The following is a 24,784-nucleotide window of genomic DNA, read 5'->3' as shown; positions in this document are numbered from 1 at the left end:
CCGTTGCACCAGGACGACCGTGCGGGACACGTACGGGAGAAGCGGAGGGCCGTGGTTCGGCCCGCGCATCGCGGCCTGAACCCGGTCCCATTCCGTTGCGACACCGGTTCCGTCGCGCCCCGACCTCTATGGGGTCTTCAGAGGGGGTCTGTCCTTCCGTGGTGACAAGCACGAAGCGCCGCCTTAACGACCGGCGCACCTATGTTCTCGACACCAGCGTCCTGCTGGCCGACCCCAACGCCATGTCACGCTTCGAGGAGCACGAGGTAGTGCTCCCGATCGTCGTGGTGACGGAGCTCGAGGCCAAGCGGCACCATCCCGAACTCGGGTACTTCGCCCGGCAGGCCCTGCGCCTCCTGGACGACTTCCGGGTCAGGTACGGGCGCCTCGACGCCCCGCTCCCCATCGGGGAGCTGGGCGGCAGCCTGCGTGTCGAACTCAACCATTCCGACCCCGGCGTACTGCCCGCCGGCTACAGGTTGGGGGACAACGACTCACGGATCCTCGCGGTCGCGCGGAACCTCCAGGCGGAGGGGTACGACGTCACGGTCGTCTCCAAGGACCTGCCGCTGCGCATCAAGGCCTCCTCGGTCGGGCTCCTCGCCGAGGAGTACCGGGCCGAACTGGCCATCACGGACGCCAACGGCTGGACCGGTATGTCCGACCTGGCGCTCTCCGGCGAGCAGGTGGACCTGCTCTACGACCAGGAGTCGCTGTACGTGCCGGAGGCCGCCGGGCTTCCGGTCCACACGGGCCTGGTGCTCCAGTCCGAGCGGGGCAAGGCGCTCGGCCGGGTCACCTCCGAGGGGAACGTACGGCTGGTCCGCGGCGACCGGGAGGCCTTCGGGCTCCGCGGCCGCAGTGCCGAGCAGCGGATCGCGCTGGATCTGCTCCTCGACCCGGACGTCGGCATCATCTCCATGGGCGGACGGGCCGGCACCGGCAAGTCCGCGCTCGCGCTCTGCGCGGGCCTGGAGGCGGTCCTGGAGCGCCGTCAGCACCAGAAGGTGATGGTCTTCCGTCCGCTGTACGCGGTCGGGGGCCAGGAGCTCGGCTATCTGCCGGGCAGCGAGGCGGAGAAGATGAGCCCGTGGGCTCAGGCCGTCTTCGACACGCTGTCCTCGGTCGCGAGCCGTGAGGTGGTGGAGGAGGTGCTCGGCCGCGGGATGCTGGAGGTCCTGCCGCTCACCCACATCCGGGGCCGTTCGCTGCACGACGCGTTCGTCATCGTGGACGAGGCCCAGTCCCTGGAGCGGAACGTCCTGTTGACCGTTCTGTCACGAATCGGGGCGAATTCGCGGGTCGTTCTGACCCATGATGTCGCCCAGCGCGACAACCTCAGGGTCGGCCGGTACGACGGAGTCGTCGCCGTGGTCGAGAAACTGAAGGGGCATCCGCTCTTCGCCCATGTCACCCTCACCCGCTCCGAGCGCTCCCAGATCGCGGCGCTCGTGACGGAGATGCTGGAGGACGTTCAGATCTGACCCGTTTCGTACGCGTCCGTACGCGTACGGAAGTTGGCGCCGCCCGGCAGAGCGCAGGAGCTTAGCCGGGCGGCGCCCCCATGTCCGCCTTATCTTCAAAAACACCTGCCCCCGCCCAGGTGTGAGCTTTCACACGCAACGCAGAATTGCCTTGCGCGGTCGCCGTCCGGCAGAGTCTTGCTTCCGTCAGGCCCCGCATACGGCACCCGTGCACCTTCAGGCGCACAAGCACCACATAACTCCACAGTCGTTCGCCGTATGCCGCCCACAGCACCACGGGCCCGTGTCTTCTGTGACCCCGTATGTCGAAGACCAGCGCCAGGGGCACGATTTCGGCCGCGTGGTCACCTGTGCGGACGATGCTGGAAGGAAACCGTGTGAGCCGGATCTCGGTCCGGGGATTCGCGGTGGCTTCGGCCACTGCGGTCACCACCGTCGGCGCCGTCATGGGCGTTGCGTCGGGTAACGCCGCTCAGTCCTCGGACGACAACTTCGAGGCCGCCGCGGCCGACGCCACGCTGCTCGCGGACATTCCCGTGGGCGAGCAGGCCCAGGTACAGGTCTCGTCCCTCTCGGAGCAGGCCGACGTCCAGGCCGCCGCTGCCGACTCCATCGCCAAGAAGTCCGCGGAGGAGACGGCCCGTCTCCGCGCCGCCAAGGACGCCGAGGCGAAGAAGGAGGCGGCCGACAAGGCCGCCGCCGAGGAGAAGGCCGAGAAGGAGCGCAAGGAGGCGGAGGAGCGCGCCAGTCGTTCCGCGGTCCGCGACGCCTCGTCCTTCAGCGCGCAGGGCTCGTACTCCGTCTCCGAGGTCAAGGCGATCGCCCGCCAGATGATCCCGGCCTCGCAGTTCCAGTGCTTCAGCAACATCGTGGACCACGAGTCCACCTGGAACTACAAGGCGGTCAACCCGTCTTCGGGCGCCTACGGCCTCGTCCAGGCACTCCCGGGCAACAAGATGGCCAGCGCGGGCTCCGACTGGCAGACCAACCCGGCCACTCAGATCAAGTGGGGCCTCAACTACATGAACGACCGCTACGGCAGCCCGTGTGGCGCCTGGTCGTTCTGGCTGTCCCACCGCTGGTACTAGTACGGCGTGCTCAACCTTGGGGAGCCCCTCACCGTCCTACGGTGAGGGGCTTCGTGCGTGTAGTTTCGAAGGCCCGCGGTCTCCGGGGGAACGGTGGGAAACGGGTGGGGAACCGGTGGGGAAGAGCGAGCGGGGGATGAGGAAAGCGATGTCGAGAGTGCCGGAGTGGCTGGGTCGGCTGGGCGCAGGCCTGAGCAGCATGGGTGAGCGCCTCGACGCGCGCAGAGCCGAGGCGGAACGGGAGGATCCGATCCACCCGCCGTACGAGGACCCGCGCGAGGCCGCACACGAGGCCGCCGCGCCGCAGGGCCCGGCCGACGGAACGTCCGGAGCGGCAACGTCCGGAGCGGCAACGTCCGGAGCGGGAACCCCCGGAGCCGGGACCGCCGCCGAAGGTGTGCACGCGACTGTGCCCGCCCGCCCCGACGTGGCCCCGAACATCGCCGCACCCGTCCCGGAGCCGGCCGCCGTCACGGCCGGCGAGCCCGGCCGCTCCGTCCCCGCACCCCCCTCGTACGCACCGGCCGTCGCCGCCCGGCCCGACCCCGCCGCCGCGATCCCCTGGGGCATGCGGGTGGCCGCCGAGGCGAGTTGGCGCCTGCTCGTCTTCGCCGGCACCGTCTGGGTGCTGATGAAGGTGATCAGCTCCGTCCAGCTGGTCGTCCTCGCCTTCGTCGCCGCGCTCCTCATCACCGCCCTGCTCCAGCCCACCGTGGCCATGCTGCGCAGGAGCGGCCTGCCGCGCGGGCTCGCCACCGCCGTCACCGCCGTCTCCGGCTTCGTCGTGATGGGTCTGGTCGGCTGGTTCGTGGTCTGGCAGGTGATGGACAACATCGACAACCTGACCGACCGCGTCAAGGACGGCATCGAGGAGCTCAAGCGCTGGGCCCTGGACAGCCCGTTCCATGTGACCGAGCGCCAGATCAACGACATCGCGAAGAACCTCAACGACACCATCGGCGCCAACGCCGAGCAGATCACCTCCGTCGGACTGCAGGGCGTCGCCGTCTTCGTCGAGGCGATGACCGGCATCCTGCTCGCCATGTTCTCGACGCTCTTCCTGCTGTACGACGGGAAGAAGGTCTGGGAGTGGACGCTCAAGCTGGTGCCCGCCCAGGCCCGGCCCGGCGTCGCCGGCGCGGGACCCCGCGCCTGGCGCACCCTCACCGCCTATGTGCGCGGCACGGTGCTCGTCGCCCTCATCGACGCGGTCTTCATCGGCCTCGGACTCTGGTTCCTCGACGTGCCGATGGCCGTGCCGCTCGCCGTCTTCATCTTCCTCTTCGCCTTCATCCCGCTGGTCGGCGCGGTCGTCTCCGGCGCCCTCGCGGTCGTCGTCGCCCTCGTCACCAACGGGCCGTTCACCGCGCTCATGGTGCTGGTCGTCGTCCTCGCCGTACAGCAGATCGAGGGCCATGTGCTGCAGCCGTTCATCCTCGGCCGCGCGGTACGGGTCCACCCGCTGGCCGTCGTCCTCGCGGTCGCGGCCGGCGGTCTGACCGCGGGCATCGGCGGCGCCGTGGTCGCGGTCCCCCTGGTCGCCGTCGTCAACACGGTGGTCGGCTATCTCCGCGCCTACAGCACGGAGCAGGCGCTGCGCAGCACGCCGGAACCGCGCGGGGCGACCGCGTTCGAGGTGGCGCCGATCCCGGCACCGGGCGCGTCCGTCGCCGCGGGGGACGCCAAGTGATATCGGAACCCGAGCTCGTGGGCGCGGTGGAGTTCGACGACCCCGAGGTGCTCACCGAGACCCCGCCGCCGCGTCCACCCCGGGCGCGGCGGCCCTGGCTGTGGGCGCTCGGCGGCGCGGTGGTGGCGTCGGCGGTGTGGGGCGGGGGACTCTACGCCGTCCAGCGGGGCGAGGAACCCGGGCCGGACATGCGGGGGTACAAGGCCGTGGAAAATCTCTGCGAGACGGCCGAGCTGGGGGCGCTCAGCACCATCCTGGGCAAGCGGTCCTCGGACACCGAGGGGGAGGCGACCGCCGATCCGGCGTTGGAGACGCAGCACTGCCCGGTGCTGTTCGGGTCGTCCGAGACCGGATACAGCGGGGGCGTCGAGTACACGCGGCACCTGGTGACCGACCCGGGGCCCGAGTTCGACGCCCGGGCCAAGCGGTTCGACATGGAGCTGTACGAAGGGCTGGGGGAGAAGGCCTACCTGCAGATCGACGGCGAGTTCGGGGCACAGCTTCTGGTGCTCGACGGGCAGGTCGAGATCGAGATCAACTTCAGCTCGATGTCCAGCTGGGACGAGGACACGGGTGAGGTCGTCCGGGAGACGAAACCGATCGACCTCTCCGGGATCGAGATCCCGCTCGCGCAGGACATGCTGGCCCTCATGGCCGCGCTCAAGAAGTGACCCCGCTGAAGAAGTGACCCCGCTGAAGAAGTGACCGCGCTCGGGGGGTGACCTCCGGACGTGACGGAAGGGCCCCGGGGCGCGCAGCCCCGGGGCCCTTCTCGTGCGTGCTGTGACGTCCTACTCGGCGGAGGCGAGGACCGCTTCCGCGTCGAGGGTGACGCCGACCGCCTGGATCACCGCGGCGATCTTGACGGCCTCCTGGATGGTGGCACGGTCGACCCCGGCCTGACGCAGGACCTGCTCGTGCGAGTCGAGGCACTGGCCGCAGCCGTTGATCGCGGACACCGCGAGCGACCACAGCTCGAAGTCGACCTTCTCGACGCCCGGGTTGCCGATGACGTTCATCCGCAGACCGGCGCGCATCGTCCCGTACTCGGGGTCCGACAGCAGGTGCCGGGTCCGGTAGAAGACGTTGTTCATCGCCATGATCGCGGCGGCGGACTTGGCCGCCTGGTACGCCTCGGGCTTCAGGTTGGCCTGGGCCTCGGGCTCCAGCTCCTTGAGGACCTTCGGCGAGCGCGAGGCGATCGCGCAGGCGAGGACGGTGCCCCAGAGCTGCTGCTGCGGCAGCTCGCTGTTGCCGATGACCGAACCGAGGTTCAGCTTCAGGTCCTTGGCGAAGTCCGGTATGGCGGACTTCAGTTCGTCGAGAGCCATGTCAGATCACTCGCCCGACAGGAGCGCGGCGGCGTCGAGGGTGCCCTCGCCCTTGTTCCAGTTGCAGGGGCACAGCTCGTCGGTCTGCAGGGCGTCGAGGACCCGCAGGACCTCCTTGGGGTTACGGCCGACGGAGCCGGCGGTCACCATGGTGAACTGGATCTCGTTGTTCGGGTCCACGATGAAGACGGCGCGCTGGGCGAAGCCGTCCTCGCCACGGACGCCGCAGTCGCTCATGAGCTCGTGCTTGGAGTCGGCCAGCATCGGGAAGGGCAGGTCACGCAGGTCGGCGTGGTCCTTGCGCCAGGCGTGGTGCACGAACTCGGAGTCGCCGGAGACGCCGAGGATCTGGGCGTCGCGGTCCGCGAACTCGTCGTTCAGCTTGCCGAACGCGGCGATCTCGGTGGGGCAGACGAAGGTGAAGTCCTTCGGCCAGAAGAACACCACGCGCCACTTGCCCTCGTAGGCCTTGTGGTCGATCTGCTCGAACTCCTTGCCGCTCTCCAGCGACACGCAGGCGGTCAGGTCGTAGGCGGGGAACTTGTCACCGACAGTGAGCACGCGCTCTCCTTGCAGACAGGAAGGGTCCCTTTTGGGGCTTCCATGGGGGTTGGACGGCTCACAGCATGGCACGGAGTGCATTGATCAGTGAAATAGCTAGAGTGGGTCGTGTTGATCGAAGGTGGTTATCAGTGATCCCGGCACGACGTGTGAAACAACCCAGCCTGTCCCAGCTCAGAGCCTTCTCGGCGGTGGCCGAACATCTCCACTTCCGCGATGCGGCGGCCGCCATCGGCATGAGCCAGCCCGCACTCTCGGGCGCGGTGTCGGCACTCGAAGAGGCACTCGGTGTCCAGCTCCTCGAGCGTACGACGAGAAAGGTGCTGCTCTCGCCCGCGGGGGAGCGGCTCGCGGTCCGCGCCCGGGTGGTCCTCGACGCCGTGGCGGAGCTGATGGAGGAGGCGGAGGCGGCCCAGGCGCCGTTCACCGGGGTGCTGCGGCTCGGGGTGATCCCGACGGTCGCCCCGTACCTGCTGCCGACGGTGCTGCGGCTGGTACACCGCCGCTACCCGGACCTCGACCTCCAGGTCCACGAGGAGCAGACCTCCTCCCTGCTCGACGGGCTGGCGGCCGGGCGGCTCGACCTGCTGCTGCTCGCCGTGCCCCTCGGTGTGCCCGGGGTCACCGAACTTCCTCTCTTCGACGAGGACTTCGTGCTGGTCACGCCCCAGGGGCACCCGCTGGCCGGCCGGGACGACATTCCGCGCGAGGCCCTCAAGGAGCTGCGGCTGCTGCTCCTCGACGAGGGGCACTGCCTGCGTGACCAGGCCCTCGACATCTGCCGTGAGGCCGGGCGCACGGACGGCGCCGAGGTCACCACCACGGCGGCGGGGCTCGCCACCCTGGTGCAGCTGGTGGCCGGCGGTCTCGGGGTGACCCTGCTGCCCCGCACCGCCGTCACGGTCGAGACCGCCCGTAACAACGCCCTGTGGACCGGGCTCTTCACCGAACCGGCGCCCGCCCGGCGGATCGCCCTCGCGATGCGGACGGGCGCGGCCCGGCACGCCGAATTCGAGGAGCTGGCTGCGGAGTTGCGCGGCGCGATGCGGGGCCTGCCGGTACGGGTGCTCGACGGGGGCTCCTGAGCCCCGGGACGCGCCGGTACGGGTGGTGGGCGGCGGTTCCTGAGGCCCGGGACCCGCTGGTACGGGTGGTGGGTGGCGGTTCCTGAGGCCCGGGACCCGCTGGTACGGGTGGTGGGCGGCCGTTCCTGAGACCCCCCGGGTGTCAGGAACCGCCGCCCATCTCCTCGTACATCCGCCCGGAGGGTTACTCCGTGCGCAGCCCGTCCGCCCGCATCAGGCGCCAGAGGACGGGCATGCTCAGCAGGGTCACGGCCGCGATCAGGCCGAGCCCGATCCCGACGACGGGCAGGAACACCCACCAGTCCCGGACCTGTTGCCCGCCCATCTTCAGCAGGACGACCCCGAGGCCGAGGCCGCCCGCGACCGCGAGGACCAGACCGAGGGTGATCGGCACCGCCGTCTGCCACAGGACCGACCAGCTCAGGGTGGAGCGCCGGGTGCCGAAGGCGACCAGCGAGGAGAGCAGCCGCTTGCGGTCCCTGAGCTGTTCCAGGGTCGCGACCAGCAGCGAGGCCGCCACGAGCAGCATCGTCAGGGTGGAGCCGACCAGGATGCCGGTGCGGACGCTGCTGAACGCGGCGTCCCGCTCGGTGTCCGCGAGGGTGCGGACCCAGGACGTCGGATCGATGGCCTCCGCCGTGTTCCGTACGTACTCGGCGGCGTCGGGCACGGCGGGATCGAGCCGGACCATGGTCTGCGCGTCGGGCCGGTCGAGCCGGGCGGCGTCGATCGCCGACGGGGTGGCGAGGACGCCGTACTGGTACATGCCCGTGGGGTCGGGGCGGGAGTCCACGACCCGGGCGGTGGTGGGGATGCGCCACTGCGGCAGCGGGCCGCCCCCGGCGCGCTTCGGCTCGCTCGGGTGGGGATGCGGGTCGCGCAGGACGACCGTGGCGCCGGGCCGTGCCGACCTGGTGACGAAGGAGTCGTCCGGGTTGCCCTGCGCGCCGTGCGCGAGGAAGACGAACACGTCGCCGTCCGTGCAGGAGGGCAGCGTGGCGAACTCCCCGAGGGAGGCGCAGTCGCCGACCCTGAGCGAGGCCCCCGGGGCGAACTCCTCGCTCCCCTTCAGGGGTCCGGGACGCCACACCCGCGATTCGACGATGCCGATCACGCCGGTGACGCCCTTGGTCCGCTCGAAGCGGGAGATCATCTCGCGGGCTTCGCCGGAGTCCGCGGCATGGGCGCCGATCGCGATCTGGGCACGGGACACGTCCTCGCCCGTGAACTCGGTGAAGTCGTTCTCCATCGCCTGGAAGAGCATCTGGAGCGCGATCGCGCCCGTCGCCGCGACGACGATGCCGCTGACCGCGCGGGCCGCCGTGCCGCTGCTCAGCTGGAGCCGGCGGACGGCGAGCTGCCAGGCCACCGGGCCCGCGTGCAGCCGCTTCACCCCGGCCTCGACGAGCCACGGCAGCAGCGTGGTCAGACCGATCAGGGCGAGGGTGGTGCCGGTCGCCACGCCCACGGTGTCGAGGCTCGTCTCGGTCACCCGGACCTCGCCCATGAGCGGGACGAGCAGGGCCACCCCGGCCGCGAGGAGCAGCAGGCGCCACCACAGCCGGCGGCGGCGGGGGGTGGAGGTCCGGACGACCCCGAGCGGCTCGATCACCACGCCGCGCAGCGCGAAGAGGGTGACCACGACCGAGGAGACCGGGACGGCGACGAGGGCGAGCGCGGCGAGCGCGGGCATCGGCACGACGTCGGACGGGTAGGCGTTGACGTCCCAGATGGTGAACGCCCCGGCGAACTGCCGGGCCACCGCGAAGAGTCCGAGGCCCACAAGGAGGCCGAGCAGCGCGCTCGCGAGGGACTCGCCGGCCGCGATCCGCCGGGTCATGGCGGTGTCGGCGCCGACGAGACGGAGCGCGGCGAGCCGTCGGTCGCGCTGTTCGCCGCCGAAGCGGACGGCGGTCGCGATGAAGACGAGCACGGGCAGCAGCAGGACGACGCAGGCGACGACGACGAGGAGGATCAGGAACGCGTTCATCGGTTCCTCGGGCACCGACCAGCCGTACCGGGTGCCGCGCCCGTCGAAGTTGTCGGTGGTGAGGAAGTCGACGTGGGCGACGTACCGCAGCTCGGCGGGGCCGATGAGTCCGGCCGCGCCGATCGTCCCGGCGACCTTGTAGGGGAGGCGCTCCTTGAGCAGGGCGCCCTCGGGGGATGCGAGCAGCTCGCGGAGCGCGGGGGAGACCAGCATCTCGCCGGGTGCGGGGACGCCGGAGGTGCCCGGGGGCGCCGGGGGCGCGTCGCCCTCGGGGCGCAGCAGCAGGCCGCTGATGACGTCGTCCCGGTAGCCGGTGGTCCTGCCGAGGTGGAGGAAGGAGTCGGCCCGCGGCGCGGTGACCTGCTCGCTGCCGTCGACGGCGCGGACGGACTCGCGTACCTCCCGCTGGAAGAGCATGTTCGGCAGGGAGGAGGCGAGCAGCAGCAGGGCCACGCCGAAGCCGATCCCGGTCGCGGTCAGCAGGGTGCGGAGGAGGCCCGAGCGGCCTCCGGTGACCGCGAACCGGGCGCCGAGCGCCAGGTCGCGGGTCCAGGTGCGGAGCGTCATGCCACCCACTCCGCGTCGCGCACGGCTCCGTCGCGTACGACGATCTCGCGGTCCGAGTAGGCGGCGACGCGGGCCTCGTGGGTGACGAGGACGACGGCGGCGCCGGTGTCCCGGGAGGCGTCGGTGAGCAGCCGCATGACCCGCTCGCCGTTGAGGGAGTCGAGTGCGCCGGTCGGCTCGTCGGCGAAGATCACCCGCGGGGCGGTGACGAGCGCGCGGGCGACGGCGACGCGCTGGCCCTGGCCGCCGGATATCTCGCCGGGGCGCTTGTGGGCGGTGTCGTCGACCTCCAGGCGGGCCAGCCACTCGGCGGCCCGGCCCTCGGCGGCCTTCCGCTTCTCGCCGTTGAGGCGGAGCGGGAGGGCCACGTTCTCGACGCAGGTCAGCTCGGGGACGAGCTGGCCGAACTGGAAGACGAAACCGAAGTCGGTACGGCGCAGGGCGCTGCGCGCGGTGTCGGAGAGCGCGGTCAGCTCGCGTCCGTCGTAGGTGATCGTGCCCGCGTCGGGGCGCACGATTCCGGCCAGGCAGTGCAGCAGGGTCGACTTGCCGGAGCCGGAGGGTCCCATGATGGCGACGACCTCGCCGGCCCGGAGGGCGAAGGAGGCGCGGGCGAGCGCCGTGGTCGGGCCGTAGGCCTTGTCGAGGCCGGTGGCGGTCAGGAGCGGGGTGGAGCTCATCGGCGGATCTCCTCGGCGAGCCGGTCGAGGCGGGCGGCGGTCAGTTCCAGCCAGCGCAGGTCCGCTTCCAGGTGGAAGAGGGCGTGGTCGCAGATGAGCTGGTCGGCGAGGTCGCCGTCCTTCTTGCGCCGGGTGAGTTCGCGCATCAGGCGCAGGTGCTCGGCGCGCTGGGCGTCGAGGAGTTCGGCGGCGCCGCGGCCGGTGAGCAGGGCCAGGACGACCTTGGTGTAGAGCGTGGACTGGAGGTACGGCTCGGGCTTCTCGGGGGTGGTGAGCCACTGGGCGACATCGGTGATGCCCGCCTCGGTGATGGCGTACCGCTTCCGTTCCGGGCCGCCGCCCGCCTCGATGCCGTCGACGACGACGAGACCGTTCTTCAGGAGCCGGGACATGGTCGAGTAGACCTGACCGTAGTGCAGCGGCCGGTCGTGGCCGAACTTCTCGTCGAAGGCGCGCTTGAGGTCGTAACCGTGGCGCGGGCCGGACTCCAGGAGTCCCAGGAGGGTGTGACCGATGGACATACGCGTCACTGTACATGGTGTGTATACCTACGATGTATAGCTTCCCTTGCGGGGCCGACGAGACCCTGCCGCAAAGCGGAAGGGCTCCTTCGCGCAACCATCGGCCCCGCCCGGGCGTCGGTTCCTCTGGGCATGGGTGCTGATTCTCACGTCCGGAAAAGGCGTGATCGGTTGTCCTTTGTCTGCATCGTCGGTGTTAGCTGACTAGCTGAGCCGATCCGGCGCGGGGACACGGGCCGAGGCACGCCGGGACACACGACGAGCGGAGCGACAGGACACATGGGCCGACCGGACAAGAGCAAGGTGAAGAAACGCGGCCTGCGCCGCTTCTTCTCCTGGAAGAAGCTCCTGGGCACCTTCTTCGTGGCCTGCCTGCTCGCCATGGGCGCCCTGTACGTCGTCTACCTCCTGGTCCCGGTCCCGACGGCCAACGCCGAGGCGACCATGCAGAGCAACATCTACAAGTACGCCGACGGCAAGGTCCTCGCCCGCACCGGCAAGATCAACCGCGAGATCGTCGGCCTCGACAAGATCCCCCTGAAGGTCCAGAAGGCGTTCGTCGCCGCGGAGAACAAGACCTTCTACAAGGACAACGGCGTCGACATCAAGGGCACCACCCGCGCCGCCTGGTCCACCATCACCGGCAAGGGCAAGCAGGGTGGTTCGACCATCACCCAGCAGTACGTCAAGAACTACTACCTGAGCCAGGACCAGACCGCGACGCGCAAGCTCAAGGAAATGGTCATCGCCATCAAGGTCGACCAGGAGTCGACCAAGAGCGAGATCCTCGCCGGGTACATGAACACCAGCTACTACGGCCGCAGCGCCTACGGCATACAGGCCGCCGCCCGCTCGTACTACGGCGTCGACGCCACCCAGCTCACCACCGCCCAGGGCGCCTACCTCGCCTCGCTGCTCCAGGCGCCCAACCAGTACGACTGGACCTCCGCGAGCCCCACCGGCCGCAAGCTCGTCGAGGAGCGGTGGAACTACGTCCTCGACAACATGGTCGGCGAGGGCTGGCTCCCCGAGGCCGAGCGCGCCGCCATGAAGTTCCCCGTCCCGCAGAAGCCCAAGCCGCTCCCCGGCATGGAGGGCCAGACCGGCTACATCGTCGAGGCCGCCAACCAGGAGCTGATGCGCCAGGGCGTCAGCGAGGAGGACATCAAGGCCGGCGGCTGGACGATCACCCTCTCCATCGACGAGAAGCGGCAGAAGGACCTCGTCAAGGCCGTCGACCGGCAGCTGGAGGCCAAGCTCGACCGCAAGGGCGACAAGAAGGACGCCACCGTCCAGGCGGGCGCCACCTCCGTCGACCCCAAGACCGGCGAGGTCGTCGCGCTGTACGGCGGCGTCGGCGCCACCGAGCACTGGACGTCCAACGCGACCCGCCGTGACTACCAGCCCGCCTCCACCTTCAAGCCGATCGTCCTCGCCTCCGCCCTCGACAACCGCTCGGTCACCCAGGACGGGCGGGAGATCGGCCTCGGCACGATCTACGACGGCACCAGCAAGCGCAAGGTCGTCGGCAGCGACATCCCCTTCGCACCCGAGAACGAGGACGACGAGAGCTACGGCTCCGTCACCGTCCAGAAGGCCACCAACAGCTCCATCAACTCCGTCTACGCCCAGATGATCGTGGACGTCGGACCCGCCAGGACCAAGGAGACCGCCCTCGCCCTCGGCATGAAGGACGGAGCCGACTTCGGCGAGACCCCCGCCATGTCCCTCGGCACCATGGGCGCCTCCACCATGGACATGGCCGGCGTCTATGCCACCCTCGACAACCACGGCAAGAAGGTCACCCCGACCCTCGTGAAGGGCGCCGTCCACAAGGACCGCACGCTCTCCGCCACCAAGGGGATCGGCGGGCAGGTCATCAGCCGCGAGGCCGCCGACACCGTCACCCAGGCCATGACGGGCGTCGTGCGGAACGGTTCCGGCTTCCGCGCCGCCGGCGAGTACGAGGCCGCCGGCAAGACCGGCACCTCCGAGAACAACCGCTCCGCCTGGTTCGTGGGCTACACCCCCGAACTCGTCACCGCCGTCGGCCTCTTCGGCGAGGACGCCAAGGGCAACCAGGTCACCCTCACCGACACCATCAACCCGGGCCGCGCCAACGGTGGCCGTACGCCGGCCCAGATCTGGGGCGACTACACCACCGGCGCCCTCGACGGCGGCTCCGACGCCTCCTTCGACCTGGAGACGGACCGCTGGACCCCCTACGACCCGGACCCGACGCCCACCGGCAGCAGCAGCAGCGAGCCGACCGAGGAGCCGACGGACGAGCCGACCGAGGAGCCGACCACGCGGTCCCCGGACCCGACGACCCCGCCGACCTCCACGACCACCACGCCGCGGGAGCCGACGCGCGACCCGGTCACCACGCCGCCGACGCACACGACCCCGCCGCCGGTCACCGACGAGCCGTCACCGCCGCCGTCGATCGAGCCGCCCGACCCGGGCACGAGCCAGGGCAGCACCGACCGCCCGCTGCAGTAGCGAGCGGCCGCCGCGCCGACGACGCGAAAGGGCCGGACCCCACCGGGGGTCCGGCCCTTCTCACTGCTTCCATGACCTCGCTGCGGCTACGACCTCGCTGCGGCTACGACCTCGCTGCGGCTACGACCTCGCTCCGGCTATGGCCTCGCCGCGGCTACGGGTGGCTCGGCGTGGCCAGTTCGAACCAGACCACCTTGCCGCCCGAGAGCCGGGTCGCCCCCCACCGCCGTGCCAGCCGGTTCACCAGGAAGAGACCTCGCCCGCCCTCGTCGGTGTCGCGCGCCCGCCGCTGCCGGGGCAGCTGCGGCGAGTCGTCGCCGACCTCGCAGCGCAGCACGTCCGTCCGCAGCAGCCGCAGCGTCACCGGCCGCTCCGCGTACCGCACGGCGTTGGTCACGACCTCGCTGATCAGCAGCTCGACCGAGTCCGTCAGCTCCTCCAGGTCCCAGCGGACGAGCGCCCGCCGGGCGAGCCGCCTGGCCCGCCCCGGAGCCGCGTCCTCCGGCTCCAGGAACCAGTACGCCACGTCGCTCGGCGCGATGCCGTCGAACCGCGCCGCGAGCAGCGCGATGTCGTCGTCCCGGTCCCCGGGACCCAGCATGTCCAGGACGTCGTCGCAGAGCGCCTCCAGGGGCGGCGAGTGGTCCGGCCCGGTCAGCTGCGCCGTCGCCGCGAGGCGCTCCCGCAGCTGCTCGATGCCGGTCCACACGTCCCGCAGCCGGGACTCGACCAGACCGTCCGTGTAGAGCAGCAGCGTGGCACCGGCCGGGGCGTCCAGCTCGACCGCCTCGAAGTCCACCCCGCCGACCCCGATCGGGGCGCCCGGCGGCACCCGCAGCACCTCGGCACGGCCGCCCAGGTGGAGGAGTATCGGCGGCGGATGACCGGCGTTGGCCACGGTGATCCGGTGCGAGACCGGGTCGTACACCGCGTACATACAGGTCGCCATCCGGTTCTCGCCGAGCCGCTGCGCCTGCTCGTCCAGATGGTGCAGGACCTCCTGCGGCGGCAGGTCGAGCCCGGCCAGGGTCTGCGCGGTCGTGCGCAGCTGGCCCATGATCGCCGCCGAGGTCATCGAGTGGCCCATGACGTCACCGACGACCAGCGCGACCCGGCTGCCGGGCAGCGGGATCGCGTCGTACCAGTCGCCGCCCACCCGGGCCGTCTCGGCCGCCGGCAGATAGCGCGAGGCGAGCTTGACGCCGGTCGGCTGCGGCAGCGAGTCCGGCAGCATCGTCCGCTGGAGCTCGTCCGCGATGTACGCCTCACGGCCGTACAGGACGGCCTTGTCGATGCCGAGCGCCGTGTGCGTGGCCAACTGCGCCGCGACGAGCAGGTCGTTCGGCTCGAAACCGGCCCGCTCCGGGCGGCGCAGGAACACGGCGGCGCCGATCACCCGGCGCCGGCCGCGCAGCGGCGCGAGAACGGCCCGCAGCCCGCCGGGCAGCGGATGGTCCGGGCCGAGCAGTTCGGTCAGCGCGGTCCTGGCGGCGGCGGAGTCGCCGAACACCGGCCGCACCCCCCGCAGTACCTCGGCCAGTGCCCCACCGGACCGCACCTCGCAGAGTTCGGCCGCGGGGGTCGGATCCGGATCGGGTACGAGGACGAGCTCCTCGCCCTCCAGATCGCTTAACCGGAGCCGGTCCGTGCGGCGCAGCCGCAACACGAACGGCGCGACCGGCCGCTCGTCGCCCACCGGCAGCGGATCGCGGAGATAGACCAGGATCTCGTCGGAGAAGGTCGGCACGGTCGCCCGGCACAGACCGAGCACGATCTCGTCCAGGTCGATGCCGCGCGCGATGCGCCGCGTCGCCGCCCCGACGAACCGGAGCTTCTCGCCCTCGCGCCGTGCGACGGTGTCCCCGCCGCGGCCGCCGCCCGGGAGCTGCGCCGACACGGCGACGGCCATGGTTCCCGGGCCGCCGGGGGCCGTGGGCGGCGGGGGCGTGGGCGCTTCCGCGCCCGGGGTCGCGGTGGCCGCCGGCCCGCCCGGCTGTGCGGGCACGTCGGAGGGCAGGCCGGCTGCCGCCTCCTGGCGAGGGCGCGCGCGTTCCTGCGACCGGGCAGCCAGGGGCTGCCGGCCTTCGTGGGAGGTGGGATGCTCCGTCACGCGTGGGATTCCGTCCGTCCGGGCCGGTGGTGCGATGCACTCGCTCTTCTCGCCGATGCCGCGCCTTCGGCGGGGCTAAACCCCTTGTGTGCGGTGGATGTGAGGGCTCCGCGAGCGGCGGCACCGGCGGGCGTCGGAACACCCGGGCAGACGTCCGGCACTGCTCTCCCCCTCGTGGATGACTTCTGGTCAGGTCCTGTGCTGCGTTCGGTCGTTGACGTGCTGCTCGATCGGTCTGACGTGCCGTTCGGTCCGCCTCTGCCGTGCGGAGGACGATCCTACGTTTGAACCCCGGGGGCGCATCAAGGGTCTCACGGTGCCGTGTGCGCCGGAGTGCGGTCCCAGTCGGCCGGCAGCTCCGGAACCCGCCATGCCGGATCCGGCCGCCAGTTCTCCCAGCCGTCCGAGAACGGCGCCCCCCACGCCGTGATGCGGTCCACCGCCAGCTGCCCGGCGCCACGCACGCGTGCGGCCTGTTCCGGACCCATCAGGCCGGACCGCTGCGCCTGCGCGAACTCGTCCTCGTCCCGCCACAGCCAGCTGCGGTCGGGGTAGACGGAGATGTCGAGGAAATGGTCCTCGGAGTCGAAGCCGCCGGACCACCGGACCCGCGGCTCCTCCAGGTTCACGTACCAGCTGCGGAAGCGCCAGCCGCGCTCCCAGAACAGCCACACCGACCACGGGTCTCCGGGTCTCGCCAGCTTCAGGACGCCGCTGCCGGACCACCGCGCGCGTTCCGTGGTGCGCGGCGCGGTGTAGCGGGTGGCGAGCGGCTCCTCGTGCACCGGCGTGCCGTCGGCGAGCACCGGGCGGACGCATTCCGTGCCGGGTGCCATCCAGACGGCGAGGAGGTCCGGCGTGTCCTGGACGACCGTCACCGGTCGGCAGATGTGCACGTCTCCGGTGCCGTTGCCGCGGTAGCGCCAGAGGATGTGCTCCCCCGGCGCCCAATGCTGAGAGCCGCCCGATCCTGTCATGCGCAGATCTTAGGGGCGCGCTCCCACGACCGCAGCGGCATGGATCACGGTTGAGTCATCCGAGCACGTCTCTCACGGGTGCGTCGTCCGAGCGCATCCGCGGCACATCCGCAGCGCATCCGCGGCACGTTCTCTCACGGGCGCGTCATCCGCAGCACGTCCAGCGCCTCGTCCAGCTGCTCGACCGTCAGGTCGCCGCGCTCCACGTACCCGGACTCCAGGACCACCTCGCGGATGGTCTTCCGCTCGGCCAGCGACTTCTTCGCGACCTTGGCGGCCTCCTCGTAGCCGATGTACTTGTTCAGCGGGGTGACCACGGACGGCGAGGACTCGGCGTACTCGCGGGCCCGCTCGACGTTGGCCGTGACCCCGTCGACCGTGCGGTCGGCGAGCAGCCGGGACGCGTTGGCCAGGAGTCGTACGGACTCCAGGAGGTTCTTGGCCATCACCGGGAGCATCACGTTGAGCTCGAAGTTCCCGGCCGCGCCCGCCACCGCCACCGTGGTGTCGTTTCCGGTCACCTGCGCGGCGACCATGAGGACCGCCTCGGGGATCACCGGGTTCACCTTGCCCGGCATGATCGACGAGCCGGGCTGGAGGTCGGGGAGGTTGATCTCGGCGAGTCCCGTGCGGGGCCCGCTGGCCATCCAGCGCAGATCGTTGGCGATCTTGGTGAGGGAGACCGCGATCGTGCGGAGCTGCCCGGACGTCTCCACCAGGGCGTCCCGGGCGCCCTGCGCCTCGAAGTGGTCGCGGGCCTCGGTCAGCGGCAGGCCGGTCGCGCGGGCGACCTCCGCGATGACGGCCGCGGAGAAGCCGGCCGGGGTGTTGATGCCGGTGCCCACCGCCGTACCGCCGAGGGGGAGTTCGGCGAGCCGGGGGAGTGCCGAGCGCAGCCGCTCGACGCCGTACCTGACCTGCGCCGCGTAGCCGCCGAACTCCTGGCCGAGGGTGACCGGGGTGGCGTCCATGAGGTGCGTACGGCCGGACTTCACCACCGACGCGAATTCGGCCGATTTTCGCTCAAGGGAAGCGGCCAGGTGGTCGAGGGCGGGGATCAGGTCGCGGGTGACGGCTCCGGTGGCCGCGATGTGGATCGAGGACGGGAAGACGTCGTTGGAGGACTGGGAGGCGTTCACATGGTCGTTGGGGTGGACCTCGCGGCCCTCGGGGAGTCGCTCGGTGGCGAGGGTGGCGATCACCTCGTTGGTGTTCATGTTGGACGAGGTGCCGGAGCCGGTCTGGAAGACGTCCACCGGGAAGTGCTCGTCCCAGCGCCCCTCGGCGACCTCGGCGGCCGCCGCGGCGATGGCCTCGGCGCGGTCCTTGTCGATCACGCCGAGCTCGGCGTTGACCTGGGCGGCGGCGGCCTTGATCCGGGCGAGGGCCTCGATGTGGGCGCGCTCCAGGCGCTGCCCGGAGACCGGGAAGTTCTCCACGGCCCGCTGGGTCTGGGCCCGCCACTTGGCGTGCGCGGGGACCCGCACCTCACCCATGGAGTCGTGCTCGATCCGGTGACCGTCGGCCTGGTCTGTGTCGTTCATGTTCCTCAACCTCCTGTAAAAGATGAGCACTTGTCTTGTTCGATGTATTCCCATCGGGCGTACCGGCCAGTAAAAACCGTGGGTAACCCCACTTCCAGGAGGCGCAATGAGGCGCACCAGGTACAGACTCCGCTGGCCCATCGCCGTCGTCGCCGCGGCCGCCGCCGCGCTCGGCACGATGACCGCCGCCGCCCCCGCCGGAGCGGCCGGCACCCTCACAGCATCGGTCGCCGCTTCCGTACCGCTCCCGCCGGAGCTGGAGGCGATCCGGGCCGCCGAGGCCACCAAGATCTACGGCAGCCCCGAGGAGCGCCCGCTCGCCCAGCGCAAGACCGGTCTGATCTCGCTCGGCGACAGCGAGATCTCCGGCGAGGGCGTCGGTACCTACGAGCCCCCCACCAACGGTCCCACCAACTGGTGCCACCGCTCGCCCGACGCCGCCATCCACCGCACCGGAATCCCCGCGGACCTCACGTTCAACGTGTCCTGCTCCGGCGCGTACACCGGCAACATCCGGATCGGCGGCTCGAAGCAGTACGCCGACGAGCTCGTCCAGAGCGACAACCTGGCCGTCAAGGCGCGCAACACCCGCATCAAGATGATCACGCTCGTCGCCGGCGCCAACGACGACCTGCAGTTCGGGCCCGTCATGACCGACTGCGTAACGCGCTACCTCCTCCTCCAGGGCGCCTGCGAGCCCAAGTACGCGGGTGGCTGGCAGGCCCGCGTCGACGCGCTCGTCCCCAAGGTCGAGCAGACCGTGCGCGACCTCAAGACCGTGATGCGCGACGCCGGTTACGCCGACGGCGACTACAAGCTCGTCGTCATGGGCTACCCCAGCCCCATCGGCCCCGACTTCCACGACAACCCCGACTTCCCCGGGAAGCTGATCTGCGGCGGACTCGGCTACGACTCCGACACCGTCTGGGGCCGCAACACCGCCGTCCCCGCGTTCGAGCGCGGGATGCGCGCGGCGGCCGCCTCCACCGGCGCCGTCTACCTCGACAACTCGCGGCTCTTCCACGGCCACGAGGTCTGCATGGAGGACGCCTGGGCCCGCGGCCTCTACATCGACCTCTCCAAGCCCGGGACCCCGGACGAGAACTCCGTACGGCAGTCCTTCCACCCCAACGCGCGCGGGCACGCCGCCTTCGCGTCCTGCCTCACCCAGATCTACGACTCGGGGGCGCGTGAGGCCAGTTGCGCCGACGTGAACTCCTCGGGCACGCCGACGCTCTTCCCGCTCGCCTGGGACGACGCGTACAAGCCGCTGAAGAACCAGGCGACGGGCAACTGTCTGGACGTCGACGCGGCCACCTCGTCCAACGGCACCGCCGTCCTCGGCTGGGACTGCCACGGCGGCCGCAACCAGGGCTGGTGGTACGACTCCACCCGTCGCACCGTCCACACCGAGCTGACCCAGGACCGCTGCCTGGACGTCCCCGCGTCCGGCTACCAGGCGGGCAAGGCGCTCGTCCTGTGGAACTGCCACGGCGGCGGCAACCAGAAGTTCGTCCGCGACGGCGCCACGATCCGCCCGGCCGAGGCGACCGGCCTCTGCCTCACCCAGAGCGCGGCGAAGCAGCCGATCAGGCTCCAGACCTGCGACGGCTCGGCGAACCAGAAGTTCGCGTAGCCGACGTACCGTCCCTTCAGGAAACGTGGCCCCCGTCCGGGATCGGACGGGGGCCACGGCCGTGCTCGGCACGGGGGGCGGGCTCACAGTGTCTTGAGCGTGCTCCTGGCCAGTTCGTAGGCCGGGATCATCGCCCGGTGCTCCGCGGTGTCGAGCCCGCCGAGGTGCACGATCACCGTCCCCTTCGGCGTCGAGACGGCGAAGGCGCGCTCCTCCTTCGACTCCTCCATCAGCTCGTTGTAGACGGTGTACGTCACCTCGGTGACGGGCCCCGCGCCGGACGCGCCCTCCTTGTAGGTGACCTCGGAGGTGTTCTGCTCGGCCTTCACGAACCCTTCGAGTGCCGTCCTGGCCGAGCCCTTCCCGGACGTCCAGACCCGCAGGAAGCCGACGTGACCGGCCGGCTTGGCGTCCACCTCGCAGCGCATGGTGGCCGGCCCCCGCCGGGTGAACGCCGCGAACTCCGGGTTCTCGGGGTCCTCGATCGCCTTGGGCGTCCACTTCTCCGCCACACCGAAGGAGACGGGCAGTGCGCAGGCCGTCCCCGGACCGCCGACGGTCAGGTGCGACGCGGCGGCCGCGGGCGCCTTCGTGGCGGGTGCCGCCGCCTCTGTGGCGGGTGCCGCCGTGGGGCGTGCGCCCTGCGTGACCTCGGGCATCGGCTCGACGTCGCCGCAGCCGGCGAGCAGCAGCCCCGCCGCCAGGGCGGCGGCGGCCGGGGCCAGGGTCCGTATGGGGTGTCTCATGCGCGTCAGCGTAGTGCGGGGCCGGCGTCCCCCGGACGGGCGTATCCAGGGCGGGCATCGCACAATGTGAAGCAGGTCCGAAGCAGGTCCGCAGCAGGTCCGAAGATCCCGAGGGGGGCTCCCCGCAGGAGGCAGGACATGTTCCGCAGCTTCAGGAGGATCGGCGTTCTCGGAGTCACCGCGGTCGCCGCAGGTGCCTTTTCCGCCGTCGCCGCCGTCCCGGCCTCGGCTGCCGACGGGTTCGAGTTCACGGTCTACGCCAAGGAGATCCCGACCGGTCAGGGTGACGACGACGCGACCGGGCCGCCGCCCGAGCTCGGGACCTCGTTCGCCTTCGCCGACGACCTCTTCAAGTCCAAGGGCGGAGAGAAGGTCGGCCGGGACGGCGTGGCCTGCACCGTCGTACGCACCGGGAATCCCAACGACATCATGTGCGTGGGCACCTTCGTGCTGAACGGTGGTCCCGGTGGGCAACTGACGGGGCAGACCCTGCTGTCGGTCGACCCGGCTTCCGAGGAACGGGCCGCGTTCGACATCGCCGTCACCGGCGGGACCGGTGACTTCAAGGACGCGCGCGGCACCATCCGCTCGACCCCGGACGGGGACTACTCACGACTGGAGTTCCACATCACCAGGTGAGCCGTGTTCGCGTGTTCAGGAGAGCTTGCCGCCGTAGTCCGGGAGCTTGAACGTCCGCTCGGCGTGGCCGCCGACCAGGTCGGTGGTGTTGTTGCCGATGTTCGCGATGATCGTGTAGCCCTTGCCCTCGATCTTGGCGCGCTGCTCCGTCTTGTACGCGCTGACCTCGGCGAACAGGTCGGGAAGCGAGCGCACGTACAGCCCGTCGACCGGGTAGCCGGCCTGCTTCAGGTTCCAGTCGGTGAGGGAGTGGATGATCCCCGGGCGGGCGGTGACGAAGAAGACGTCGACCCCGCGGTCGTGGGCGTCGCGGACGAGGGCGCGCACATCGGCGATGGCCGGGGTGGGCAGCTCCCAGAAGGGGTGGAAGTCCGTCTCCAGCGAGCTGTTGTCGATGTCGAGGACGATCGCCTGCTTCTCGGTGCCGGCGTTCTTGGAACGCTCCTCGATGTACGGGCGGGCCTGCGCGACCACGGCCGCCACGTCACGGCGCCAGGTCGTGTAGTCGACGTCCTTGAAGGCGGCGGTCGACGTGCTGTGGCCGTCCGGGTCGGAGGCGGAGGCGGTGGGGGCGGGGCCGACGACGAGGAAGGCGGTCAGCGCGAGCGTGGCGGTGGTTCCGGCGGCGGCGCGCCTGCGGAAGGGCGTGACGGGCATGGGGGGCTCCTTGGTCGACCAGCTCAGGACTTTGGCATGCTCGCGCTCAATACTGGACAGTAGGCAACGAATTGGCTACCGGTCGGTAGCGACTTTCTGAGCGGAGATCGACGAAGCCGCAGCCCCGGTCCCATGCGGTGAGGCTCACCAAGGACCGGGGCCGCGCCGTTGTGGAGTGTCCGTCAGGAGACGGTGGCCGTCAGCGTGTACGGGTTCGCCCACAGCGGGGACGTGCGCCGGGACTCCACGACCAGCTCCCAGACACCCGCGGCGGGCTTGTCGTACGTCCGGGACTTCGGGTCGCAGCCGTAGCCGTCGAGGTAGCCGTTGTAGCAGTAGATCGTGCCGCCGGCGGAGGTCTCACCGGAGACGCCGGTCGGCTTGAAGGCCCACCAGCGGGTCTGGCTGCCCTCGTCCAGGCCGTCCATCGAGACGGTCAGCGTGCTCGCCCCGGCCGGCACGGCCACCGTGTAGTGCACCGTGTCGTTGCGGTACGTGACGCCGGTGACGGTCAGCGGGGTCCCGCCGATCTCCAGCGGGACGGCGGCCTCGACCGCGAGCATCGTGTGCTGCTCGACGGCCCGGGTGTTCCCGTCGTCGAGGACGAGGACCGCGGAGTGGACGCCCTGGGTGGGCGGCTTCGCCGTCACCATCAGCGTGGTCGGCACGTTCTTGGCGAGGACCACGGAGGACGGCACGGAGTAGGTGTCGTCGCCGCCCTTCAGCCCGACCTCGTACCGTACGGGAAGGTCGGAGCCGGTGGTGCGGGTCACGGTCAGCGCGTACGCGCGCTCCTCACCGACGGCCTGGCCGCCCGCCCCGGGGGCGCAGCTGTTGAAGAGGCCGCTGCCCCGGTGCGGGGTGACGAGCTGGCCGGAGAGCGGGGTGCACACGGGAGCCGAGACGGTGACGGTGTCGGAGGTCGCCGCCTTGCCCTGACCGAGGACGGACCAGGCCTTCGGCACGTCGAACTGGCCGCGGCCCTGGGCGACCGCGTCGGCCTTGCCGTTCCAGCGGGCGGTGGAGTAGATCGCGGCCCGCAGCTCGGCGGGCGAGGCGGAGACCCCGGACTGCTTCGCGGCCGAGAGCAGCAGGGCACCGGCGCCGGCGGCCTGCGGGGACGACATCGAGGTGCCGTTCAGCATCGAGTAGCCGGGCGGCAGCTCGTAGCCGGTCTCGGGGACGGAGGAGGGAGCGATCCAGTCGGGGGTGGTGGAGACGGCCGAGCCGGGCGCGGTGACGTCCGGCTTGAAGCCGCCGTCCTCGCGCGGGCCGCGCGAGGAGAACGGGAACATGGCGCGGGCGTCCTTCGTCCGCGAGCCGTAGTTCGCCCACCAGGTGGCGTCCGAGACGGCCGCGCCGACGCTGACGACCTTGTCGCCGCCGGTCGGGTCGCCGACCGTGTTCGTCCCCGCGCCGGAGTTGCCGGCGGAGATGAAGAGCTGGACGCCGGTGGTGTCGATCAGCCGGTTGTAGACGAGCGCGCGGGCGCTCTGGCCGTCGTTGAGCTCGGGGCTCGACCCGATCGACATGTTGATGACGTCGACGCCGTACCGCGTGGCGAGGTCGATCATGCCGTCGGTGAGCGCGGCCGAGGAGCAGCCGGCCGCGTGGCAGGCCTTCATCGAGACGAGCTTCGCGCCCGGCGCCTGCCCGTCCATGGCGCCGCCGTACAGGCCGTGCGCGGCGGTGATGCCGGCGACGTGGGTGCCGTGCGCCTCGGTGATGACGTTGACGTTCACACCGATGGTGGTGGCGTTGACCTTCTTCCACTGGACGGTGAAGGGGACGCGCTCGTTGACCGGCGTCGCGGGGTCGTCCGTGCCGAGGTACCCGATCTGGCGGTCGACGCCGAACTGCCGCATCGCCTCCTCGTCGGTGAAGTCGAAGTCGCCGTCCGTGTCGACCCGGATCGAACCGTCCCCGTCACGGAAGAGGACACCGATCCTCCGCTGCTTGCCGCCGGGCATCGACAGCAGGCGGTTCTGCACCCGCAGGTCGGAGCCGGACGGACCGGTCCAGGCCTGTCCGTCGGGGGTGACGACGGTCGGACCGGACTGCTGCCGGCCCATCAGGAACCAGCTGGAGTCGAAGATCAGGTCGATGAAGTTGTTCGGGTCGGTGCCCGTCACCGACTCGACCAGCTTGTTCTCGCCGGTCGTCGTCCGCGCGAGCGCCGGGTGCGTCGGGTCGACACCGGTGTCCATGATCCCGATGGTCACCCCCCGCCCGTCGAAGGTCGGGTGGTCGCCCTTGAAGTCCGTGGACCCGGTCTCACGGGTCGGCATGTACGGATTGGCGTCCGGCGTGGCGGCGGAGGGGGCGGCGGGCAGCGCGGCACCGGGCGTGCGGGCGGCCGTGGCGCCCGCCGCGGCCGCGCCGTCCACACGTGTGTCCTCGATCTCGAGGAGCTCGTCGAGGTCGACGGCGGCGACGGAGTCGAGGGCGGCGACCTGCTCGACGAGACCGAAGGGGACATTGGCCTTGAGGTAGCCGACGGAATCGTCGGTACGGACCGTCTTCACGCCCGCGCCCAGCTCGGCGAGCGCGGCCTCCGCCTCGGCGGTACGGCCTTCGGCGACGGCGACGATCAGGGTGGCGAAGCCGGGCGCGGCGGCCGCGCTCCGGGCGGTGGCGTGCTGCCGCTCGTACCGCGCGAGCAGGGCGCGGTCGTGGGCGCCCAGCTTGTCGGCCACGGGGGCGGGGGCGGGGTCGGCGTCTGCCGCTGCGGGGCCCACGGTGAGGGCGAGAGAGGCGGCGGCCAGTGCGAGGGCGGTGGATATCGCGGTCGATCTGCGACGGGACATGGATGTCCTTCCGGCGGCGTCCTGTTGTGCGAACGGCGGACACGTTGCCACGCGTCCGCCGTCCCAACAGGCCCTCGCCCCTGTCGCCTTACCGCCGTGTCGTGAACCCGACACCGCCGCCGTCCCGTCGTGCCCTGCGGCCAGGGCCGGTGTACGCCGCACTCGGCCG

General features: G+C 71.2%; 19 protein-coding genes. 8 read left to right on the top strand and 11 right to left on the bottom strand.

Translation table 11 applies throughout. The features are described from left to right. Positions 1-158 precede the first annotated feature (158 nt). From N5875_RS14100 to N5875_RS14085, 4 genes are all read left to right on the top strand, one after another. Positions 159-1,484 (top strand): PhoH family protein, encoded by a 1,326-nt coding sequence (locus N5875_RS14100; protein WP_338494055.1) that lies wholly within the window; start codon positions 159-161, stop codon positions 1,482-1,484. 377 nt (positions 1,485-1,861) lie between these two features. Beyond that, positions 1,862-2,572 (top strand): transglycosylase SLT domain-containing protein, encoded by a 711-nt coding sequence (locus N5875_RS14095; RefSeq protein ID WP_318208981.1) that lies wholly within the window; start codon positions 1,862-1,864, stop codon positions 2,570-2,572. 148 nt (positions 2,573-2,720) lie between these two features. Then, entirely contained in the window at positions 2,721-4,262 is a 1,542-nt protein-coding gene (locus N5875_RS14090) for an AI-2E family transporter (RefSeq protein WP_338494052.1), read from the top strand. Beyond that, entirely contained in the window at positions 4,259-4,933 is a 675-nt protein-coding gene (locus N5875_RS14085) for a hypothetical protein (RefSeq protein ID WP_318208983.1), read from the top strand. Before N5875_RS14090 ends, N5875_RS14085 begins: the two co-directional genes overlap by 4 nt. Positions 4,934-5,053: 120 nt before the next feature. On the opposite strand, the gene N5875_RS14080 is transcribed toward N5875_RS14085, so the two are convergent. Together N5875_RS14080 and N5875_RS14075 are read right to left on the bottom strand one after the other, a co-directional pair. Next, positions 5,054-5,593 (bottom strand): alkyl hydroperoxide reductase, encoded by a 540-nt coding sequence (locus N5875_RS14080; protein WP_015035886.1) that lies wholly within the window; start codon positions 5,591-5,593, stop codon positions 5,054-5,056. Positions 5,594-5,599: 6 nt separating this feature from the next. Then, positions 5,600-6,154, bottom strand: coding sequence for a peroxiredoxin (locus N5875_RS14075; RefSeq protein WP_073809243.1), 555 nt, complete (start codon positions 6,152-6,154; stop codon positions 5,600-5,602). Positions 6,155-6,285: 131 nt separating this feature from the next. Here N5875_RS14075 and N5875_RS14070 point away from each other — a divergent pair, with 131 nt between their 5' ends. Then, entirely contained in the window at positions 6,286-7,239 is a 954-nt protein-coding gene (locus tag N5875_RS14070) for a hydrogen peroxide-inducible genes activator (RefSeq protein WP_318208984.1), read from the top strand. A gap of 184 nt (positions 7,240-7,423) precedes the next feature. On the opposite strand, the gene N5875_RS14065 is transcribed toward N5875_RS14070, so the two are convergent. Genes N5875_RS14065 through N5875_RS14055 form a run of 3 tightly spaced genes read right to left on the bottom strand, consistent with a single transcriptional unit; the run spans position 7,424 to position 10,997 of the window. Further along, the gene (locus N5875_RS14065; RefSeq protein ID WP_338494043.1) at positions 7,424-9,796 is read right to left on the bottom strand and encodes an FtsX-like permease family protein; all 2,373 of its coding nucleotides are present in this window, start codon (positions 9,794-9,796) and stop codon (positions 7,424-7,426) included. Further along, a complete protein-coding gene (locus tag N5875_RS14060) occupies positions 9,793-10,476 on the bottom strand; it encodes an ABC transporter ATP-binding protein (protein ID WP_318208986.1) in 684 nt (227 codons plus the stop codon). Before N5875_RS14060 ends, N5875_RS14065 begins: the two co-directional genes overlap by 4 nt. Beyond that, positions 10,473-10,997, bottom strand: a complete 525-nt coding sequence (locus N5875_RS14055; RefSeq protein WP_318208987.1) for a PadR family transcriptional regulator — start codon at positions 10,995-10,997, stop codon at positions 10,473-10,475. Before N5875_RS14055 ends, N5875_RS14060 begins: the two co-directional genes overlap by 4 nt. 279 nt (positions 10,998-11,276) lie before the next feature. Here N5875_RS14055 and N5875_RS14050 point away from each other — a divergent pair, with 279 nt between their 5' ends. Then, positions 11,277-13,499 carry a transglycosylase domain-containing protein gene (locus N5875_RS14050; protein ID WP_338494040.1) on the top strand — a complete coding sequence of 741 codons (2,223 nt, stop codon included), beginning with the start codon at positions 11,277-11,279 and terminating at the stop codon, positions 13,497-13,499. 154 nt (positions 13,500-13,653) lie between these two features. Here N5875_RS14050 and N5875_RS14045 read toward each other — a convergent pair whose 3' ends face one another. The 3 genes from N5875_RS14045 to N5875_RS14035 form a co-directional block, all read right to left on the bottom strand. Beyond that, the gene (locus N5875_RS14045; protein WP_338494038.1) at positions 13,654-15,609 is read right to left on the bottom strand and encodes an ATP-binding SpoIIE family protein phosphatase; all 1,956 of its coding nucleotides are present in this window, start codon (positions 15,607-15,609) and stop codon (positions 13,654-13,656) included. 311 nt (positions 15,610-15,920) lie between these two features. Continuing rightward, entirely contained in the window at positions 15,921-16,586 is a 666-nt protein-coding gene (locus N5875_RS14040; protein ID WP_318208990.1) for a DUF402 domain-containing protein, read from the bottom strand. Between the two features lie 134 nt (positions 16,587-16,720). After that, entirely contained in the window at positions 16,721-18,130 is a 1,410-nt protein-coding gene (locus tag N5875_RS14035; RefSeq protein ID WP_318208991.1) for a class II fumarate hydratase, read from the bottom strand. Between the two features lie 106 nt (positions 18,131-18,236). Between N5875_RS14035 and N5875_RS14030 the strand changes: the two genes are divergently transcribed. Beyond that, the gene (locus N5875_RS14030) at positions 18,237-19,766 is read left to right on the top strand and encodes a ricin-type beta-trefoil lectin domain protein (protein WP_338494035.1); all 1,530 of its coding nucleotides are present in this window, start codon (positions 18,237-18,239) and stop codon (positions 19,764-19,766) included. A gap of 83 nt (positions 19,767-19,849) precedes the next feature. On the opposite strand, the gene N5875_RS14025 is transcribed toward N5875_RS14030, so the two are convergent. Continuing rightward, a complete protein-coding gene (locus N5875_RS14025) occupies positions 19,850-20,512 on the bottom strand; it encodes a lipoprotein (RefSeq protein WP_338494032.1) in 663 nt (220 codons plus the stop codon). 138 nt (positions 20,513-20,650) lie between these two features. Here N5875_RS14025 and N5875_RS14020 point away from each other — a divergent pair, with 138 nt between their 5' ends. Continuing rightward, the gene (locus N5875_RS14020; protein WP_338494031.1) at positions 20,651-21,151 is read left to right on the top strand and encodes a hypothetical protein; all 501 of its coding nucleotides are present in this window, start codon (positions 20,651-20,653) and stop codon (positions 21,149-21,151) included. Between the two features lie 15 nt (positions 21,152-21,166). On the opposite strand, the gene N5875_RS14015 is transcribed toward N5875_RS14020, so the two are convergent. Both N5875_RS14015 and N5875_RS14010 read right to left on the bottom strand, forming a co-directional pair. After that, positions 21,167-21,808, bottom strand: a complete 642-nt coding sequence (locus N5875_RS14015; protein ID WP_318208995.1) for an HAD family acid phosphatase — start codon at positions 21,806-21,808, stop codon at positions 21,167-21,169. Between the two features lie 182 nt (positions 21,809-21,990). Then, positions 21,991-24,615 (bottom strand): S8 family serine peptidase, encoded by a 2,625-nt coding sequence (locus N5875_RS14010; protein WP_338494028.1) that lies wholly within the window; start codon positions 24,613-24,615, stop codon positions 21,991-21,993. Positions 24,616-24,784 lie beyond the last annotated feature (169 nt).

Origin of the sequence: Streptomyces sp. SJL17-4, assembly GCF_036826855.1 — a bacterium.
Classification (GTDB): Bacteria; Actinomycetota; Actinomycetes; order Streptomycetales; family Streptomycetaceae; genus Streptomyces.
Note: the sequence above shows the minus strand (reverse complement) of the source record. Positions and strands in the feature narration are given on the sequence as shown.

Coding starts and splice junctions, on each gene's coding strand:
- N5875_RS14090 (WP_338494052.1), top strand. CDS start 2,721: ATGTCGAGAGTGCCGGAGTGGCTGGGTCGGCTGGGCGCAGGCCTGAGC.
- N5875_RS14080 (WP_015035886.1), bottom strand. CDS start 5,593: ATGGCTCTCGACGAACTGAAGTCCGCCATACCGGACTTCGCCAAGGAC.
- N5875_RS14065 (WP_338494043.1), bottom strand. CDS start 9,796: ATGACGCTCCGCACCTGGACCCGCGACCTGGCGCTCGGCGCCCGGTTC.
- N5875_RS14060 (WP_318208986.1), bottom strand. CDS start 10,476: ATGAGCTCCACCCCGCTCCTGACCGCCACCGGCCTCGACAAGGCCTAC.
- N5875_RS14055 (WP_318208987.1), bottom strand. CDS start 10,997: ATGTCCATCGGTCACACCCTCCTGGGACTCCTGGAGTCCGGCCCGCGC.
- N5875_RS14050 (WP_338494040.1), top strand. CDS start 11,277: ATGGGCCGACCGGACAAGAGCAAGGTGAAGAAACGCGGCCTGCGCCGC.
- N5875_RS14040 (WP_318208990.1), bottom strand. CDS start 16,586: ATGACAGGATCGGGCGGCTCTCAGCATTGGGCGCCGGGGGAGCACATC.
- N5875_RS14035 (WP_318208991.1), bottom strand. CDS start 18,130: ATGAACGACACAGACCAGGCCGACGGTCACCGGATCGAGCACGACTCC.
- N5875_RS14030 (WP_338494035.1), top strand. CDS start 18,237: ATGAGGCGCACCAGGTACAGACTCCGCTGGCCCATCGCCGTCGTCGCC.
- N5875_RS14025 (WP_338494032.1), bottom strand. CDS start 20,512: ATGAGACACCCCATACGGACCCTGGCCCCGGCCGCCGCCGCCCTGGCG.
- N5875_RS14020 (WP_338494031.1), top strand. CDS start 20,651: ATGTTCCGCAGCTTCAGGAGGATCGGCGTTCTCGGAGTCACCGCGGTC.
- N5875_RS14015 (WP_318208995.1), bottom strand. CDS start 21,808: ATGCCCGTCACGCCCTTCCGCAGGCGCGCCGCCGCCGGAACCACCGCC.
- N5875_RS14010 (WP_338494028.1), bottom strand. CDS start 24,615: ATGTCCCGTCGCAGATCGACCGCGATATCCACCGCCCTCGCACTGGCC.